The organism is Leptolyngbya sp. CALU 1928, assembly GCF_056784215.1.
This window is the reverse complement of sequence record NZ_JBXBCE010000001.1, coordinates 2,849,711-2,867,454: the sequence shown is the minus strand read 5'-3', so window position 1 is coordinate 2,867,454 and position 17,744 is coordinate 2,849,711. Positions and strand designations below refer to the sequence as shown.

Genomic DNA, 17,744 nt, shown 5'->3' with positions numbered 1-17,744 from the left:
TCATGATCATTCCACCCGGTTTTTGCCAGCGTTCTGTTTCAACCAAGCTTGGCAGAATGGCGTATTACACGGCTGATGCTAGTTTTCCAGGAACGGTTCCCCCAGAAGAAACGGTGCCGACCTTAGTTTTTTTACATGGCTTTGGTGGGGGTTCTTCTGCCTATGAATGGTCGAAAGTCTACCCAGCGTTTGCATTGGATCATCACATTCTGGCTCCCGATTTAATAGGTTGGGGGCGATCGCAGCATCCAGAGCGAAATTATCTAGCGGAAGACTATATTTCTACAATTATCGAATTTTTAGAACAAATATGCCCTGAGCCTGTATCGGTTGTGGCATCGTCGCTAACGGCAGCGTTGACGATTCGAGCCGCGATCGCCCGTCCCGATTTATTTAAATCCTTAATTCTGACCACTCCTACCGGATTGTCTGATTTTGGCAAAGATTACACGAATAACTTTTTTATCCAACTCGTCAAAACCCCCATTATTGATCGCCTACTTTATAACGTCGGCATCGCTACCTCTAGCGGCATCCGCAACTTTTTAGAAGAGCGACAATTTGCCCGCCCAGAGCGAGTTTACCCTGAAATTGTGGAAGCCTATCTTGCATCTTCCCAACAGCCCAATGCAGACTACGCTGCCCTTTCATTTGTTCGAGGCGATCTCAGCTTCGATTTAGCGCTGTATATGCCCCAACTTCAGGTGCCAACCGCAATTATGTGGGGAAAAGAATCTCAGTTTACAGAAGCGGAAGTTGGGCAACGCCTCGCATCTTTGAACCCAGAAGCCGTTAAACAGTTTCAAATGCTCGATGATTGTGGTTTAACGCCTCATTTGGAGCTACCCGCGATCGCGATCGCCCTCATTCGACGCTTTCTGTCAACGCTAGACTCGTGAACCTATTCAGCGCTCTAACCCTGCATCCGAATATCACGCACATTCAGATTCGTGAAACTATAGTTAATCCCTTCTAACTCAATCGGGGCACCAATTTTGATCTTGTTGTTGCCCAACACCAGACCCTTCTCGGTGACCTGAGCATTGCCTTGAAGGGTTAACAGCAAATTCCGACTCAGTTTTGATTCGGGTCTAGGATCAGGGATCACTTGCACTTTACCGTCCGGCTGAGGAATAAATATATTATCTGGCAGTTCTTTCACCTGTTTTACTGTGATCTCGCCAGAGGGTTGATTGCGAATGATGATGCTAGTTTTTGCCCCTGGCTTAAATAACGTTTCAGCATTTTGTCCGGCAACGCGAACCACCACTTCAATTTCAACGGGCTTAGTCGGGACGTTCACCTGAGCCACAGAACCAGATGCGCCTGGAAATACAAAGATGCCGAATAGCACGAGCAGAATAACCAGCGCGGCTCCCAAATCCAGAATACTAACCTTGCCAAATAGCCGACCTTTAGAATCTACGATCGCCATAAAACGGCTCCTTAAACTGATGATGTGGGCGCTTTGAAACAGATCTTTTAGCTGACCGACAATGTAGAAGCTACCCTAGCATTTTAATGTCACAAGATCCTCAGCAACCCTGTGACAGGGTAGCATGACTTAGCACTCTTCTTTCGCCATTCGCCATGTTTTATGTAGAGATGCTGCGCGATCGCCCTTGGTCAATTGTCCAATGAATTTCTTTCAATAAATCTGTCATGTTGGTGGGTGCCACAAGGACTCGTGTGGCAAGCTGAGTGATCTGGTTCGGGAGGGGATCGAGAGGGGTGGAGGCTTGATGGGAGCGATGATCTAGGATGAGAATGGGGGGCAGTTGGTCTAAAGAGGCTAGAGATGAGAGCAACGCGATCGCGTCCGATTGAGGTGCATCACTCGTCCAGCAAATTAATAATAAATCGATCCTTTGAGCCTGAATTTGCTGGATAACTTCTTGCCAAGACTGCTTGATTTCGCTGCGTAATCCTGCGGTTTGGAGGTACTGAGTTAACGCGTGCAGCCACTCCACTTGTTTTGGAGACTGGGAAAAGGCTTCTAGGGGTTCATGAGTAGGCGCAGCGGCAAGATCAGCCGATCCTAGCACCGTGGAAATATTCACCGCTAAAATTGACGGTTGCCAGACTGAACTCGCAGCAATCTGAAGAACTTGCAGCAGTGTTGCTGGGACGACCTCCTCAGAAAGCGTAGTGCTAGGGGATGCTAGGTATGGGAACACGAGCAAGCCAGGAATTTGACTCGCGGCTTGAGTGACGGCAGCATCAAGGGTGACTAACGGCAAGGCAGACAAGGAGGGGCAATGACTAAGTTGTTCTAGATAGGAAGTTGGCGACAGCAAAGAACCCTCTAATAAGACGACGTGAGGCTTCCATACCCGCGCTAACAGTTCAGCTTGCTCTAGATCATCCGATTCTAAAATGCGATAGCGATGGGATTGAAGCAAATGCTCCAACCCTGCTAAAGGAGTTAAGCCGCGATCGCTGGGCGCATCTGAATACAGCCGTAAAATCGTTAGGTTGGCGATGGGGCGATCGCGAAAAATCGGGTCTTCTGTTTCAATCAATAGGGTTTTTAAGGTTTGTTCTAACACCTTTGTTTGAACTGGCAAATTCATAAACCCGTTCGCATGACAGCGGTAGGCTTTTGCTTCTTCAACCGTTGTTGCCATGACCACCACTGGAAGATGTTGGGTTTCTGCGTTGGACTTGAGCAACGTCAGCACATCCCAGCCCGATAGCAAGGGGAGTAATGGGTTCAGAAAAATAATGCAGGGCTGCAAGCGCCGCGCTTTTTCTAACGCTTCTGTGCCAGAGCGGGCAATTACAACCCGGTAGCCTAACCCTACTAGCTGGTTGGATAACGTTTCGATGGACTGCGGCACCGCTTCCACCATCAGAACTAAGCGATCGCGGCGACAACTACTTCCTCCCGGCTGCATCTCTGCCCTCAAGCGATCCTGTGGCAGATAAATGGGCGATCGTCCCCCCAACCATTCCCCCGATTCGGCCGTCAACGCATTGCTATTTTTTGCCTCATCCTGATAGGCAAAAGGCGCTTTATTGGGTGGCAACGGCGGCAACAAAACGGTAAATTGGCTACCTTCGTTTTCTTTAGACAAAAAGGTGACATCACCGCCATGCAATCGAGCCAAGCGTCGCGTTAAGACTAGCCCCAACCCCGCTCCTTCAAACTGGCGCGTCAACGGGTTTTCAAGCTGCTGAAACTTTTGAAAGATTAAGTGCTGCTTTTCTGCTGGGATGCCAATGCCTTGATCCCAAACCGTAAACGCAATCCAGCCACCCCACCGATTCACCTTTAAACCAATGGGCTTGTTTGGGTCAGTAAACTTGAGCGCGTTCGACAGGAGATGCATCATCATTTGGCGGAGCCGCAGTTCATCGGCAACCAGGATATCCAGTCCCGGAGTAATCTCCAATGAAAATTGCGCCGTTAGCTGCTCGTCGGTTGGCGGCTCTTCCAATTTGTTTTCTAAGAGTCGCAGTTGCTTTGCTTGCTCAAACGCTTGGGCACACACCGTAGAGATCTGAACAGGGGCAAATAATAGTTGTAATTGCCCGGTTTCAATTCGCGTTAAATCTAGAATGTCGTTCACCACGGTCATTAAGTGGCGGCTGCTTTGATATATCAGTTGGGCGTACCGCACCTGTCGCGGATTCAGGTCGCCTAAGGTCTGATCTTTAAGCAAGCTTGACAAGCCCAAAACAGCAGTAAGCGGAGTTTTTAGCTCATGGCTAATGCAGGCTAAAAACTCATCTTTAATCCGATTTAGTTGGATCAGATCTGCATTTTTTGCAGTAAGCTCGTGAGCTAGCTGCTTTTGTTCAGTGACATCTTGGGCTTGCACTAGCCACAGGGTTTCGGTTCCTGCTGCGATCGCGGTCTGAAATGGCTCTGCCAAACTATTTTGAGGAGCAAACTGGGATAGAGTGCCATCCTGAAATTCAGCGACGACCGGACTACCGGACTTGGCATCAGCCGTCAGGTTTGCCAACCGAAACGAGCCAATCTGAGACGAACCTGCTTGGGGTAAAACCGCTGGGACTGCTTGAGATAAGGGATTTGACCAGTCTAAGTTCCAATCTGGCAGCAGGGTACAAAGCGGAATTTTGATAAACTGCAATATGCGCTCTTGCCCATCTTTCAAGGGACAGGAGCATACACAACTATCCGGAGAAGTTCCCAAGTAACACAGGTTGGGTTCAGATGGAGTTGGTGCTGCACCCGGTTCCCCTAATAAATGAGACGCTTCTTGGCGAATCCATGCTGGATCTAGCAAATCACCCACTTGACTCCGCCAAATGGAGTTTTGGGCTAGCACCGTGCCGCTGTTTGTTTGCAACATGAGTGGCAGGGGTAGGCGTTCTAATAGTGCCAACAACGAGTTAAATAAGGCAGTTTGAGAGAGTGGCGCTACCACCTGGGGACTGAGTGGGGCTGGCGTTGAGCTTATAGATTGATTTTGCTGCCGCAGTTGATTAATTTCACCTTGCTGAGTTTTAATGCGCTGTTCTAGCTCGGCACGTTGAGCAAGCAACTGCTGAGTAAGCTGAATGATTTGGCGCTGCTGCTGGCTTGAATAGGCGCTTGTTTGGCTTTCTTGGGGCACTTCTGTAGATAAGCAGGCAGGCAAATATGAATCAGGTAAACAGGAGTCAGAGGTGGATTCGATTGAATCAGGGGCGATCGGACTTTCAGTGAGTAGCTGAAGGACTTGTTCGGTATCCAAAAGCCCTATAACTTCCCCGGCGCTGTCAATGAGGGCGATCGCTTCTGAATCGGGAAGCTGCACCCGCATCATTAGTTGGGAGAGTTGCCACTCGGCAGGCACCAGAATTATTGGCTCGATCACCGAGGGGGCGATCGCGGTAATCGGTGCAGTCACTATCGGTGGCAAGGCAAGGGGAGAAAGGGACGCAGGACTTTCAGACGACATCAGCAATTGGGGGAGCAAACACTCTAGTTTGACCACTCCAACAGGCTGCTGCTGCGAATCTAAAATGATCAAGCGAGCGCATTGGCTGCGGCTTAGCGCTGTTAGAGCTGCTTGAATCGTTACTGTATTTGGAAAAACCGGAACGACATACACCAACTCACTCAAGCAGATATTAGGCAGAAGCATGATCAATTTTGCTGTGAAGAAAGGTAAATCTTGCTGTACTCAATCACTCTCCAGGTTTTATAAGCTTTTTAATGGTGCGCTATCTGTGAAAATAGTCTGTCAAAAAAATGGGTTGTTAAAACTAGGTATTCGGATGCTTAATGCTCAATCCTTGTGTCTCTGCCACCAACCCCGCTCACCCGGAGTCAAGAGGAGTGGCTCTTAGCCCTATCCCCTTTTCCCTGGGTGAGAGTTAGGATGTAGCTTGCTTCTGGCAGGATCAACGCAATGGTTTGATAGGGCATAATCCGCAAAATTTGATGGAGAATAACAAACACGGATGTGTTCTTTAAACTTCAGTACTCATTATGGGGGCGGATTGAGTAGAACAGGCAGACAATTATAATTAATTAAAGTTGTGACTGAAAGAACCATTTGGCAGGCAATCTAGCCATCGCTCTCCCTATAGATGACTGACTAGACGGAATTTTTCTCACTCTTAAGTACTGTTAATTTTCTGAAAACTTTGTCTTCTCCTCTCTTCATTGGTCTATTTCTTGAGCCTGATTTTGCAGCCCAACCTCTTTTAGATGCGTTAAATCGCGATCGCTATCATGTTGCCCTTCACACTGCCAGTGACCAATTTTGCGAGTCCATTGAGCAAGAAAAACAGCAGCTTGATTGCCTGATTCTCCAAAATGGTTTAGCGCTACCCCACTTAGTCAACTGGTTGCATGGTCAGGGGATTGTCTTACCCGCTGTGATTTTACATACCGGGCTGGATGGAATGCCATCTAATCATGAGTTTGCTCATGAGCATGATGCTTCTGGGCGATCGCCCTTTACCTATCACACCGCTGAATTCCACACGACCCCCGCCCAATTTGTCCTAACCGATGATGTAGCAGAGCAAGCGATCGCCCGATTTATTCATCTTTCACCCAACTGCCGCATCGATCATTCAGCAGAGGCAGGAGTCGCGATCGATGCCGCCACCCAAACTCTTTTCATGCTCCAGCAGCGTCGCCTCACCGATAAACTCAAAGAACGACTGGGATATTTGGGCGTATATTACAAACGCAATCCCCAAAACTTCTTTCGTCGCCTATCTCATACTCAACAGCAGGAACTATTAGAAACGCTCAAAGCCGACTATCGAGACATCATCCTGTGCTATTTCACAAACGATGATACGCTAAATCAGCAGATTGACGACTTTATCAACACGTCCTTTTTTGCCGATATGTCAGTGCCCCAAATCGTTGAAATTCATATGGAATTAATCGACGAAATCTCTAAGCAATTAAAATTAGAAGGGCGCAGCGAAGAAATTCTCTTAGATTATCGGCTGACACTCATTGATATCATTGCCCACTTGTGCGAGATGTATCGCCGCTCAATTCCGCGAGAACCCTAGGCGATCGCGCTCTCACCCTTTTTGACAGCACCCCACTCAAGCTTATGCCACTGAAGAAAACCTATGTTCTCAAACTATATGTTGCAGGCAACACGCCCAACTCGATTCGAGCGCTAAAAACCCTCAACAATATTCTGGACGAAGAGTTTAAGGGGGTGTATGCGCTTAAGGTAATTGACGTGTTGAAAAATCCGCAGCTAGCTGAAGAAGATAAGATCCTGGCGACCCCAACCCTCGCAAAAATTTTGCCGCCGCCTGTTCGCAAGATCATTGGAGATCTATCCGATCGCGAAAAAGTGTTGATCGGGCTAGATTTACTTTATGACGAACTCCGAGAAGAAGAAACTGACAACGAGGAATGCTAACCAAGACACAGACAAGATTTGTGGGTAACTTTTGTGATACAAGCGGTGTAACGAACGAAGCGCAATTAGCAGGTCAATTCAAAAATCACTATGAATGAATTGAATCAACACAGTAGGAGCGACATCACCGCAGCCGGGGTTGACAAAATCCGCACCATGGTTGAGGGGTTTGACGATATTAGCCATGGCGGTTTGCCCGTTGGCAGAACTACTCTCGTCAGCGGCACTTCTGGCACGGGAAAAACGCTTCTCGCCGTCCAATTTTTGCGGAACGGCATTGTTGATTTTGATGAGCCGGGTGTCTTTGTCACCTTTGAAGAGTCTCCCGCCGATATTATCAAGAACGCCTCTAGCTTTGGCTGGGATCTCCAGAAATTTGTCGATGAAGGCAAGCTGTTTATTTTGGATGCCTCCCCCGATCCCGATGGGCAGGATGTGGTGGGCAATTTTGACCTTTCGGCATTAATCGAGCGGATTCAATATGCCATTCGTAAATACAAAGCGAAGCGCGTCTCGATTGATTCCGTTACCGCAGTATTTCAACAATATGATGCCGCCTCGGTGGTGCGGCGAGAAATTTTTCGGATTGTGGCACGACTGAAGCAAGTGGGCGTGACCACGATCATGACCACAGAACGAGTGGATGAGTATGGGCAGGTTGCCCGGTTTGGCGTAGAAGAATTTGTCTCGGATAATGTGGTGATTTTGCGAAATGTGCTGGAGGGTGAACGCCGCCGCCGCACGATCGAAATTTTGAAGCTGCGCGGCACGACCCATATGAAGGGTGAATATCCGTTTACGATGACGCGGCAGGGAATCAATATTTTTCCCTTGGGCGCGATGCGGTTGACCCAGCGATCGTCGAATGTGCGCGTGTCGTCTGGCGTAAAAACTCTAGATGAAATGTGCGGCGGCGGCTATTTCAAAGATTCGATTATTCTGGCGACGGGTGCAACGGGCACGGGTAAAACCATGCTGGTTAGCAAGTTTTTGGAAGAAAGCTGCGTGAGAGGGGAGCGGGCGATCTTGTTTGCCTATGAGGAGTCGCGTGCTCAGCTATCGCGGAATGCCTATTCTTGGGGAATTGATTTTGAGGAGTTGGAGCAGCAGGGCTTACTGAAAATTCTCTGTGCCTATCCAGAGTCGGCAGGGTTGGAAGATCATTTGCAAACAATTAAGCAGGAGATTGCAGATTTTAAGCCTGCTCGAATTGCGATCGATTCTCTATCGGCGATCGCTCGTGGAGTCAGCAACAACGCATTTCGTCAGTTTGTGATTGGCGTAACTGGGTTTGCCAAGCAAGAAGAAATCACTGGCTTTTTTACCAATACCACTGACCAATTTATGGGGTCAAACTCCATCACCGACTCTCACATTTCTACCATCACCGACACTATTTTGATGCTGCAATATGTAGAAATCCGAGGCGAAATGTCTCGCGCCATCAACGTGTTTAAAATGCGCGGTTCTTGGCATGACAAAGGCATTCGGGAATACATCATTAGCGATCGCGGACCCGAAATTAAAGACTCATTCCGCAACTTTGAACGGATCATCAGCGGCTCACCGACCCGAATTTCTGTGGATGAAAAAACCGAGCTATCCCGAATTATTCGCGCCGTACAGCGGGAAGAAGAATAGTATTTAGTGTAATTGCATGATCTAATTAAACGGGGGCAGAAATCATTTTTTCAGTCCGTAATCGTGCGCGATCTCTCCTCAGTCGAACTGGTTAAGCAAGAGACCAAAATTTAGGATAAAGCGTATGGCTATACAGCTTAAGGTTGTTCAAGATACCGTTTTTAAGCAAACTACTGAGGATGCAATCCAACTACCGCCAGAAGATAAAGTATCGGTTGCTGCGGGTAGAGTCTTGAATATTCATTCTTGGAAAGCGGTAGATAGAAGCTATTTGAAGATTGCCTTGATGGGAGAATTCTTAGGTAAACCGCCTCGCAATACCTGGTATGCCCACGTTCCCCACATTCAACTAATTCAACCTCCCAGCCTCAAAATTACGCGTAACACGGTGTTTAAGCAATCCACTGCTAGTTCTGCACAGCTACCGGCACAGGATAAGGTATCGATCGCCCCTAGCAGAATTTTCAATCTTCAGTCATGGGCGACCGCACCCAACAATCATTACAAGCTCTCTTTACTGTGGGATGCTTTAGGCAATCCACCCCGCAACACTTGGTATGTCTACACTCCAGACTTTGAATTTATTAACACGCAGCAAAAAGTTGTCCCCATTCCTCAACCGGAACCCGAACCAGGAGGCATTCCGCCAACCAAACAGTTAAATGTTCCCTACAAAAGCCAGTTAGATAATGCCTTGAACCCCACTGGAGCTTGCAACGTCACTGCATTTGCCATGGTGATGACTTACTTTCAAATCAAGGGCAACACGGGAGTGGGGCAACTGGAAGATGAGCTATATCAATACATGACTAATACAGGGTTGAGCCGCTGGGATGGCGATGATTTAGCCACGATGTCGCGCAACTATGGCTTAAAGAATGACTTTACAATACGCGGTCGCCAGTCGGATATTCGCAAAGCGATCGCGGAGGGTCGTCCTTGCATCATCCATGGCTATTTCACCACTTTTGGGCACATTGTTGTAGTACGCGGTTACGACCAGAATGGATTTTTCGTCAACGATCCCTATGGTGAATGGACATCCTCCGGCTATCGTAATGATCGGTCTGGGCAAAACCTGTATTACTCTAATGCCTTAATTCAAGCAAAATGCTCTCCAGAAGGCGAAAATTACCTTTGGATTCATCGCCTCTCTAAAGTCTAAAAAAAATTGCTATGAACCAAGGCTGGATTTATCGAGAGCAGATCAAGCGAACAAATACTGGAATGACGGCGTTAGACTACTACACCGAGAACTATCGCCACTCTAGCCGGGATGAATGGCAAGCCCGAATTATAGCGGGGCAAGTGCTGTTAGACAATCAAGCGATCGCGCCAGAAACACGATTGCAATCGGGGCAATGGTTAACCTATCATCGCCCCCCGTGGCAAGAGCCAGACGTGCCGCTAGAGTTTGAAGTGCTGCATGAAGATGAAGATTTGCTGGTCATCGCCAAGCCTGCGGGATTGCCTGTGTTGCCGGGTGGTGGCTTTTTAGACCATACGCTGTTGGGTCAGTTGCATCAGCGCTACCCAAAAGATACGCCCGTGCCAATCCATCGTCTGGGACGCGGCACATCGGGATTGGTATTGTTGGCGCGATCGCCCTTGGCAAAAGCCCACCTCAGCCAGCAAATGCGAAAACGGCAAATCCACAAGGTTTATCGGGCGTTGGTGGGGGCGGGTGAGATGCCGGATCAGTTCAGTATTAAGCAGGCGATCGGTAAGCTTCCCCATCCTGTTTTGGGCTACATCTACGGTGCCTCACCGGATGGCTTGTTTTCCCACAGCGAGGTTCAAGTCCTCAAGCGCAAACCTAGCAGCACTTTGTTAGAAGTCACTATTTTGACCGGGCGATCGCATCAAATTCGGATTCATCTCGCGGCGGCTGGCTTTCCCCTGCTCGGCGATCCGCTCTATATTGTGGGCGGTATTCCCTTATTGCAGTCCAGCAATGAAGCTGAACACTGTCCTGTGCCGGGTGATTGTGGCTATCATCTCCACGCCTATCAACTTGGTTTCATCCATCCTTCAACAGAAGCTTTGCTTCGCTTCAGGTGCGCGCCCCCGGCGGAACTGTGCTGACAGCCCCTCAAATCAACTTGAACAAGAAGTTAAAATTCAGGAAGATGATTATCGCTCAGACGCAATCTGGAAATTATACGGAAAAATTCCGGCTATCCAACTGAAACGGCATACTATGCGGAGGAAATCTGGCTATTTACTCAATTTGGGGTAATGTACGGAAATCGTCTATCTATCCACCTGAATTGGGATGATATGTGGAAAATTTCTGCCTAATACGAACAGGACTTATGAGTCAACAATTGCTCAATTCCACTTGCATTGTTGCTGACTCGAAAGCTTTTATCTTCCGCTCGTAGATGCCCATCCATCGCTTACATTCATCTATCCCAATCCATTGTTTGCTTTTCCCATCACACCCTGCCCTAGTTTTTGGGTAAAGGTTAATCTTTAACTCTGCTTAGCTTCTCCACGATGTCTTGCATCCAAGGGTTTACGGTCTATCTCTCTATTCTCAAGATACAAGGGGCTGGGGGATGTAAATTGCTTCCCGCAGGGTGGGCTGACTTTAGTTGCACATCGGGTATTGATAGGCTCCTAAGCCCATCAAGGATAACTCTGAGGCTTAACAGTTTCGTGAGAACTCTTGCGACATCTCACAGCTAAAATCGGTGAGTTTTGCAGGTTCTCAGGCTTTTTCGTTTCTATAATCAAAGCACCTCTTGCACCCAGGAATCATGACCGCTGTTTCAGACTCCCCTCTTAACGCCGACAATAGCCAACTCAGTCGCTATTTAGGCAATACGATTCGCGACCTGCGAAAAAAACATCGCCTGACGATCGCCGAAGTTGCTGAACAAACGGGGATTTCCCGTGGAATGCTATCCAAAATTGAAAATGCTCAAACGGCAACCAGTCTGGAAACGTTGGTTAAAATCGCTACTGCTTTAGGCGTGTCTATGGCAACCCTGTTTCGTCATTACAATTCTCCTCAAGGCGGGGCGCAACTGGTGAAGCAAGGTGAAGGGATGGAAGTCGTGCGGCGCGGCACCAAACGGGGGCACACCTATCACTTGCTTGCCTATGATCAAGGTCCTATGAAGCTGTTTGAACCGTTTTTGATCAGCATGGATGATGCGTCTGAAGTGTTTCCGACCTTTGAGCATTCGGGCATTGAATTCATCCATATGCTAGAAGGCGTGTTGGAATATCGGCACGGGCAATCCATCTACTTGTTAGAGCCAGGAGATTCACTGACGTTTCGGGGTGATATTCCCCACGGACCTGAAACGCTGATTGCATTGCCGATTCGGTTTCTGGCGATTATTTATTATGGTGCTTTTACGCAAGAGGCTTAGCGATCGCCCTTTTCATTGCTTCGCCTGCTCTCTCATCTAACCCAAGCCAGATTCAGGGTAGGTTTAGGGAGTAGGATTTCTACAGTTGTTTAAGATTAAAAACACTGAGTATGGTAGCTCTGGAGTGGTCGCTACTCGTTGGAGTCGCTGGGCTGATTGGTTTCTCGTTAATAAATTTGGCGCGTACTCTTCAGCAGGAACGTCGCCTGCGAGATGCATTTTACTATTTGCTAGAAACTCATGGCGGCGCAATTACGCTGATTCAACTGGCTGCTACTGCTAGAGTCGATGCAGAACCCGCCAAACTTTATTTAGAAACCCAAGCAAAAGCACTTTCAGTTTTGCCTGATGTGGATGGCAACGGAAACACCTTCTACCGATTTCCCAACGTGCAGCGATCGCTGTCTGCTGAAGACGACGAGTGGGCATAAAAGGCATCAAAAAGTAGTTGTAGCGAGATCTTGAAGCCGGATTCCTATTTGTTGAGAATTTGGAATTGCCAGAAAACGGGATGTCAAAGCCTTTGAGGGGCTGAAAGTTTTTAAGCATTGAAGTAAAGAGTCAGTTGAGATCGTAATTGCTCAGAGCTTCCTTCCCGCATCACTTTGCCCTGATCCAGCAAAATCACCCAATCGGAGCGGCTGACTACACTATCACGATGGCTGATTAGAATCGTTGTTTTTCCGTGTCGTTGGGTGAGTAAGCGATCGAGAATTTGAGCTTCTGCTTCGGGATCAAGGCTGGCGGTGGATTCATCCAGAATCAAAATGGGCGGATTGAACAGAATCGCACGGGCGATCGCCAACCGCTGCCGCTGCCCGCCTGAAAGATTAGCACCAAATTCTCCCAGCACAGTTTGATAGCTGTCTGGCAACCGCCTGATAAACTCATCGGCTCCAGTCAGTTGGCACGCTTGGACGATCGCCTCAAATGAGACTCCTGGATTGCCAAGCTGAAAGTTTTCTAAAATGGAACGGCTCCACAAATGTGACTCTTGCGGCACTAACACCACTTGCCGCCGCACACACTCCAGCGCCAGATCTGCCAAGTTATAAGCACCCATGCGAATCGTGCCAGACTGCAACGGATAGAGACCCGCCAGCAATTTTGCCAACGTGCTTTTGCCGCAGCCTGATTTTCCCATGAGGGCGATCGCCTTTCCACCGGGAATTTGCACCGAAAATGAATTGAGCAATTCCACACGACCCGGATAGTGAAACGAAATCTGGTCGCAGTGAATATTCACGCTGCTGGAAATTTCAACTGTAGGCTTACTCGTCTGACTCTCCAATTCCGAAGTGTGGTCAATCACTTCCGTTAGGCGCTCCGTTGCCGTGCGAACGCGGGCAAACTCATCCACAAACCGAATCGACGTACTGATCAACCCTGTAAAGTTGCTGTTGAGGCTGCTAAATGCCAACAGTTGACCAATACTTAACTCTTTGCTAATTACCAAGGTGCTGCCAAACCAGAGCAATGCCACGCCGCCAATGCTGGAAACTAGCCCCGAAAATTGCGTATTAGCAATAGCGATTTGGTTGGTGCGAAAGCTCAAGGTTGCCAGCCGTCCAAAGCGCGTTTGCAACTCTTCCCAAAATTGGGGTGTGGCGGCAGTGGTTTTCAGCGTCAGCGACCCTTTGAAGGTTTCAACTAACACGCCCTGATTTTCAGCATCCAAAATCAGCAGGTTTCGAGTTTTTTGCTGCAAGGTCGGCAAAAACAGGATAGTGGAGAGGGTCATCAAAAAAGCCACCAGAACGGCGGCGATCGCCAGTTTGACATTTAGCAGGGTCATAAAACCAAGGGACACCAGCGCGATAAATATCTGACTGGGCAGTCCAATGACTACTTGCGCCACCAATTGGTTGAGCGCTTGAATATCCTGTAAGCGGCTGACCACTTCGCCGCTGCGGTGGGTTTCATAATAGGTGAGCGGCAAGTTGAGGATGGCGCGACCAAATTCTAAAATTAGCCCCAGTTCTAGTCGCTGGGCAAAGTATGCAGTTAGGTTGGATTGAACTAAGCCGATGCCGCTGCTAAACAGGCTCAGAAGAACAACCGCGATCGCCACTACATTCAATAGCTTCAGATCGCCGCGCACCAGCACATCATCTGTTAAGACCTGGATCAAAAATGGTAGGGCGATCGATAGCAATCCCAAAATCAGGTTTAACACCAGCACTTGGGCAAGTAGCGATCGCGAACTCCACAAGCGCTTACCCAGTTGATGCAGGGTACTAGGGCGATCGCCACCCCCTTCCGTCGAGAACCGCGCCACATCGGGTTCCAGCAACAACATCACCCAATCCATCCAACCCTGGCAAAACTCTTGCTCACTCAAATAGCGCAACCCAATCGCCGGATCAGCCACCACATACTGCTGTCGCCATTTGCCATAAAACACCACCCAATGGTTACCCTGCCAATGAATCACAGCAGGCAGGGGCGCTTCATTTAACCGCTGCAAGATTTCTGGCGATGCCTTCACCGATCGCGCATTAAACCCCAGCGCATCTGCCCCACGCTGCAACCCCAACAGCGTCGTGCCCTGTTGTCCCGTGCCCACCGCTTCCCGCAGACGGTTGAGGCTATGGGATTGTCCATAATGCTTGGCGATCGCCCCCAAACACGCCGCCCCGCAATCTGCCTCATTATGTTGGAGAAAAACCGCGTACTTCATTTCGATCGCTTCACAAACAAAGGGCTATAGAAAGAACTTAATTGAGTTCTCTTCCCAGCCTCAAACCCTTGATCCGCAAAAAACACCCACGAGTTAACGCAGGTGTTTTTGGATCAGTACTCGCTTTTAACTAATCGTTATACAGCACATTCACATTTACAGTTTGGGTCACAGCACTGCTAGAACCATTGCCAGACCACCCGCCATACCCATACCCCCAGCTATTGCTAGGACGGGAATAGATGGGTCTGCTGTAGTAATAGAAGGGTCTGTGACTACGACGGCAGCCCCAGCCCCCTTGCACCGTTGCCGCTGCGTCTGTGGAAAGGGGTGTGAACAGATCATTTTGCTGAGCCATTTTTGTTGTCTCCTTAGTCATTGAATAAATTGACCCATTGTTGGGAAACGGTTTGACGCACCGCCGCACGAACGATTGAACAAGTTATAAAGAGGCTGAACGGAACAGAATTGACTGAACGGTCGTCAGGGCAGCATGATTAAGCTCGAAAGTAGGATAGGTGAAATGAAATCATGCACAATTTCAAAATCTGTCCTGATCGATGGAGACATGCTGCGAAACTAGTTAAACCTTCTGGAACTGCTGTTGGTATCCGGATATCAGGGTCATCTTCTTAAGAAATCTTAAGGAAAACAGTGCTGTGTTGTCCGCATGGAAATGCCGATGATTAGTAATTCTTTGCATCATGAAAAAGCACCCATCAGTCAAGTGGGTGCTTCCGCCAGCGTTAACTGGTTTGATCAACTGCGATCGCACTGATTACAATCGTCAAGAGAATCAGCTTGTAACTGAGCTAGTCTGCCAGTAGTACTGGAATACTGATTAGTCGTCAATCACAATGTTAACGTTCGTCGTTTGAGTCACTGAGGAGCCAGAAGATTGACCGCCACTCCAGCTACCGGAAGACCAGCAGGGATTGACGCAAGGGCTGGAGTAATACCAGCAAGCCCCATTCACATTCGCAGCTTCTTCGGCGGAAAGCGTTTCAAACAGAGGTTTTTGTTCAACAACAGTCTTCATAACAGACTCCTTATCGGTGAATTGGATTAGAAAAACGCAATTAAAACTATCCGGATTAAGGGTTTAATTTGCGAAGTCTATTTTTGTCTTCTGAAGAAATGGCTGTTATCCGGATTTTGCGATAGATGTGTCAGCATTTTTAACAAGCGCGATCGCTCCTTCTCAGAAAAAGAACAATCTTCTAAGTCGCCAGCCAGAATTAAACTTAAAACGCTCTAAGGTATATTCACCGTTAATACTACGTGCTTCCATGCCAGCGATGACAGCAAGGGCTAAGTTATATTCATCTGCATTGCTATCCAAGGTAGATAGTATTTGCTTGAGCAAGTTCTGATTCATTACATTTATATTTTCACATTTACATCTTCTGCCCAAAGATCGCAGGTTTAGCGCGATCGCGGAAACAAGTTTTGCCAATCGCCAGCGCCAAATTCTTTTTGAAATTCGCTTAGCATCCACGATCTCGATTTCCCTTTGCGGCTGGCAATGCTGACCAAATAGCGTTGGTAAAGCCGTTGCTCATCCACGGTGGCATAGTTGCCAAAGGTGGAGTTTAGGCACCAGGCATCTTCTGGTGTTATCCCATGTTTGTCATAAAACAATCGCAATGCAAAATCGGGAGCTAGTCCTTCCCGGAAACACTTTTGTCGTAAGCGATGGAAGAAGGCGATTAACTCGGCGCGATCGCTCAACTCCAATAGTTCCCGCGATTCATTCACCACTTCTACTAATTCACTGGTTTCGATCGTTTCTTCTCGTTCTAGCCAGCAATGTCCACAGTCTGGACAAACCATTACCGATGCCCAGACAATGCGGCTACAGGCAGGACATTGCTTTTTGGGAGCAACGCCGGGTTCATCGGGTTCCGTGCTGGTGGGCAAGCGATAGTCATAGATGTCTTCGGGGAAGCCCAACCGCTGAAGGTTCCCTGCCTGATCCAAAATGATGCCGTGGGTTTTTCCGGTTTTGGGTGAGATTCGCATGACGCGACCGATTTGCTGCTGGTGCAAGGCGCGAGATTGAGTCGGGCGCAGCAGTAGCCCAACTTCGACGCTGGGTTCATCAAAGCCGATGCTGATGACGTTACAGGAGGTCAACACGGTCAGGCTGCCATCTCGCAGACTTTGATAGAGTTTGTGTCGCTGTTTGATCGGCGTGTTGCCGTCTACGGTATCGGCGGGAATGTGGGCGGCGCGAAAGGCGGCGGCGACGTGTTGAGCGTGTTCCACATCGACACAAAAAGCGATCGTGCGGCGATCAGGGGTGAGACGATGCCATTCTTTGACCACGCGCTCCACGAGTTCGGGGCGATCGCAGGCATATTTCAGATCTCGCTCATCAAAATCTCCGGCGATCGTCCGCACGCCAGCCAAGTTGATCGGGTCAGGCATTCCGTAATACTTCATCGGTGCCAGAAAGCCCATCCGCTGAAGTTCGGAGGGAATGGGAGAAGCTACCAGGGTTTCCATGTGATCGCCCAATTGCTCTTTTCCCAATCGATAGGGAGTTGCCGTCAGCGCTAAATGAACTGATTTGCGATGAGTTTCATAGAGCAACTGCTGCCCCACCTGACTAAAAATCGTGGTGTGTCCTTCGTCATACAAAATTACGTCGGCGTGCCAGGTTTGCCACCAGGTGCGCTTCAACATGGTTTGGACACTGGCAATCTGAATCGGCGCGGTGGGGTCTTCCTTCCAGCCTGCTTTGATAAAGCCACATTCCAGCCCAAAGTCACGCATTTTATCGTAGGTTTGCCCAACCAACACATCCAAATGGACTAAGAACAGAAGCCGAAAGCCTCTAGCACGGGTGTGGGCACAAATTTGTCCGGCAATCACGGTTTTTCCGGCTCCGGTGCCTGCGACGATCGCCACCCGCCGATATCCTTCGCTCAGCTTTTCATAAACCTCTTTGACAACCTTAAGCTGATAAGGGCGCAGGGTAGGTAAATTGGGCGTTTTGGCAGTGGAAACGGATGACATCAACGGCGTTATGCTAAACAGCAAGCAATCGCGATCGCCTGACTGAACTGAAACGATGGGCGATCGCTCTTCGCTAGTCTATCTGTTCCAGATTCGCTTTGTAGAATAAATTACGCTGACTTGAATAAAAAAGTTGTCAATATGTAGCTCTTTGCAATT

The 17,744-nt window shown here is 48.6% G+C and carries 14 protein-coding genes; 8 read left to right on the top strand and 6 right to left on the bottom strand.

Going from position 1 to position 17,744, the window contains the following annotated elements; genetic code table 11:
• Nucleotides 1-2: 2 nt before the first annotated feature.
• Complete coding sequence (locus AC1S5B_RS13350; RefSeq protein WP_482036162.1) at nt 3-899, top strand: alpha/beta fold hydrolase; 897 nt, start codon at nt 3-5, stop codon at nt 897-899.
• A 14-nt stretch (nt 900-913) separates the two neighbouring features.
• On the opposite strand, the gene AC1S5B_RS13345 is transcribed toward AC1S5B_RS13350, so the two are convergent.
• Nucleotides 914-1,435 (bottom strand): DUF4330 domain-containing protein, encoded by a 522-nt coding sequence (locus AC1S5B_RS13345; protein ID WP_482036161.1) that lies wholly within the window; start codon nt 1,433-1,435, stop codon nt 914-916.
• Nucleotides 1,436-1,595: 160 nt separating this feature from the next.
• Entirely contained in the window at nt 1,596-5,099 is a 3,504-nt protein-coding gene (locus AC1S5B_RS13340) for an ATP-binding response regulator (RefSeq protein ID WP_482036160.1), read from the bottom strand.
• A gap of 505 nt (nt 5,100-5,604) precedes the next feature.
• On the opposite strand from AC1S5B_RS13340, the gene AC1S5B_RS13335 reads away from it, so the two are divergent.
• The 7 genes from AC1S5B_RS13335 (at nt 5,605) to AC1S5B_RS13305 (ending at nt 12,315) form a co-directional block, all read left to right on the top strand.
• Nucleotides 5,605-6,495, top strand: coding sequence for a circadian clock protein KaiA (locus tag AC1S5B_RS13335; RefSeq protein ID WP_482036159.1), 891 nt, complete (start codon nt 5,605-5,607; stop codon nt 6,493-6,495).
• Between the two features lie 44 nt (nt 6,496-6,539).
• Complete coding sequence (gene kaiB / locus AC1S5B_RS13330; protein ID WP_482036158.1) at nt 6,540-6,860, top strand: circadian clock protein KaiB; 321 nt, start codon at nt 6,540-6,542, stop codon at nt 6,858-6,860.
• Between the two features lie 90 nt (nt 6,861-6,950).
• Nucleotides 6,951-8,501 (top strand): circadian clock protein KaiC, encoded by a 1,551-nt coding sequence (kaiC, locus tag AC1S5B_RS13325; RefSeq protein WP_482036157.1) that lies wholly within the window; start codon nt 6,951-6,953, stop codon nt 8,499-8,501.
• A 124-nt stretch (nt 8,502-8,625) separates the two neighbouring features.
• Nucleotides 8,626-9,666: a C39 family peptidase gene (locus tag AC1S5B_RS13320; RefSeq protein WP_482036156.1), complete on the top strand. Its 1,041-nt coding sequence runs from the start codon at nt 8,626-8,628 to the stop codon at nt 9,664-9,666.
• An 11-nt stretch (nt 9,667-9,677) separates the two neighbouring features.
• Nucleotides 9,678-10,586, top strand: coding sequence for an RluA family pseudouridine synthase (locus AC1S5B_RS13315; RefSeq protein ID WP_482036155.1), 909 nt, complete (start codon nt 9,678-9,680; stop codon nt 10,584-10,586).
• 677 nt (nt 10,587-11,263) lie between these two features.
• Complete coding sequence (locus AC1S5B_RS13310; RefSeq protein ID WP_482036154.1) at nt 11,264-11,884, top strand: helix-turn-helix domain-containing protein; 621 nt, start codon at nt 11,264-11,266, stop codon at nt 11,882-11,884.
• 110 nt (nt 11,885-11,994) lie between these two features.
• Nucleotides 11,995-12,315, top strand: coding sequence for a hypothetical protein (locus AC1S5B_RS13305; protein ID WP_482036153.1), 321 nt, complete (start codon nt 11,995-11,997; stop codon nt 12,313-12,315).
• A gap of 110 nt (nt 12,316-12,425) precedes the next feature.
• On the opposite strand, the gene AC1S5B_RS13300 is transcribed toward AC1S5B_RS13305, so the two are convergent.
• The 4 genes from AC1S5B_RS13300 to AC1S5B_RS13285 all read right to left on the bottom strand — a co-directional run bounded on the left by AC1S5B_RS13300 (nt 12,426) and on the right by AC1S5B_RS13285 (nt 17,585).
• Nucleotides 12,426-14,564 (bottom strand): peptidase domain-containing ABC transporter, encoded by a 2,139-nt coding sequence (locus tag AC1S5B_RS13300; protein ID WP_482036152.1) that lies wholly within the window; start codon nt 14,562-14,564, stop codon nt 12,426-12,428.
• A 130-nt stretch (nt 14,565-14,694) separates the two neighbouring features.
• Nucleotides 14,695-14,922, bottom strand: coding sequence for a hypothetical protein (locus AC1S5B_RS13295; protein ID WP_482036151.1), 228 nt, complete (start codon nt 14,920-14,922; stop codon nt 14,695-14,697).
• 483 nt (nt 14,923-15,405) lie between these two features.
• Nucleotides 15,406-15,603, bottom strand: a complete 198-nt coding sequence (locus tag AC1S5B_RS13290) for a hypothetical protein (RefSeq protein ID WP_482036150.1) — start codon at nt 15,601-15,603, stop codon at nt 15,406-15,408.
• A 386-nt stretch (nt 15,604-15,989) separates the two neighbouring features.
• Complete coding sequence (locus AC1S5B_RS13285) at nt 15,990-17,585, bottom strand: DEAD/DEAH box helicase (protein WP_482036149.1); 1,596 nt, start codon at nt 17,583-17,585, stop codon at nt 15,990-15,992.
• Nucleotides 17,586-17,744: the final 159 nt, after the last annotated feature.

Coding starts and splice junctions, on each gene's coding strand:
- AC1S5B_RS13320 (WP_482036156.1), top strand. CDS start 8,626: ATGGCTATACAGCTTAAGGTTGTTCAAGATACCGTTTTTAAGCAAACT.
- AC1S5B_RS13315 (WP_482036155.1), top strand. CDS start 9,678: ATGAACCAAGGCTGGATTTATCGAGAGCAGATCAAGCGAACAAATACT.
- AC1S5B_RS13300 (WP_482036152.1), bottom strand. CDS start 14,564: ATGAAGTACGCGGTTTTTCTCCAACATAATGAGGCAGATTGCGGGGCG.
- AC1S5B_RS13295 (WP_482036151.1), bottom strand. CDS start 14,922: ATGGCTCAGCAAAATGATCTGTTCACACCCCTTTCCACAGACGCAGCG.
- AC1S5B_RS13285 (WP_482036149.1), bottom strand. CDS start 17,585: ATGTCATCCGTTTCCACTGCCAAAACGCCCAATTTACCTACCCTGCGC.
- kaiC (WP_482036157.1), top strand. CDS start 6,951: ATGAATGAATTGAATCAACACAGTAGGAGCGACATCACCGCAGCCGGG.
- AC1S5B_RS13310 (WP_482036154.1), top strand. CDS start 11,264: ATGACCGCTGTTTCAGACTCCCCTCTTAACGCCGACAATAGCCAACTC.
- AC1S5B_RS13305 (WP_482036153.1), top strand. CDS start 11,995: ATGGTAGCTCTGGAGTGGTCGCTACTCGTTGGAGTCGCTGGGCTGATT.
- kaiB (WP_482036158.1), top strand. CDS start 6,540: ATGCCACTGAAGAAAACCTATGTTCTCAAACTATATGTTGCAGGCAAC.
- AC1S5B_RS13350 (WP_482036162.1), top strand. CDS start 3: ATGATCATTCCACCCGGTTTTTGCCAGCGTTCTGTTTCAACCAAGCTT.
- AC1S5B_RS13340 (WP_482036160.1), bottom strand. CDS start 5,099: ATGCTTCTGCCTAATATCTGCTTGAGTGAGTTGGTGTATGTCGTTCCG.
- AC1S5B_RS13345 (WP_482036161.1), bottom strand. CDS start 1,435: ATGGCGATCGTAGATTCTAAAGGTCGGCTATTTGGCAAGGTTAGTATT.
- AC1S5B_RS13290 (WP_482036150.1), bottom strand. CDS start 15,603: ATGAAGACTGTTGTTGAACAAAAACCTCTGTTTGAAACGCTTTCCGCC.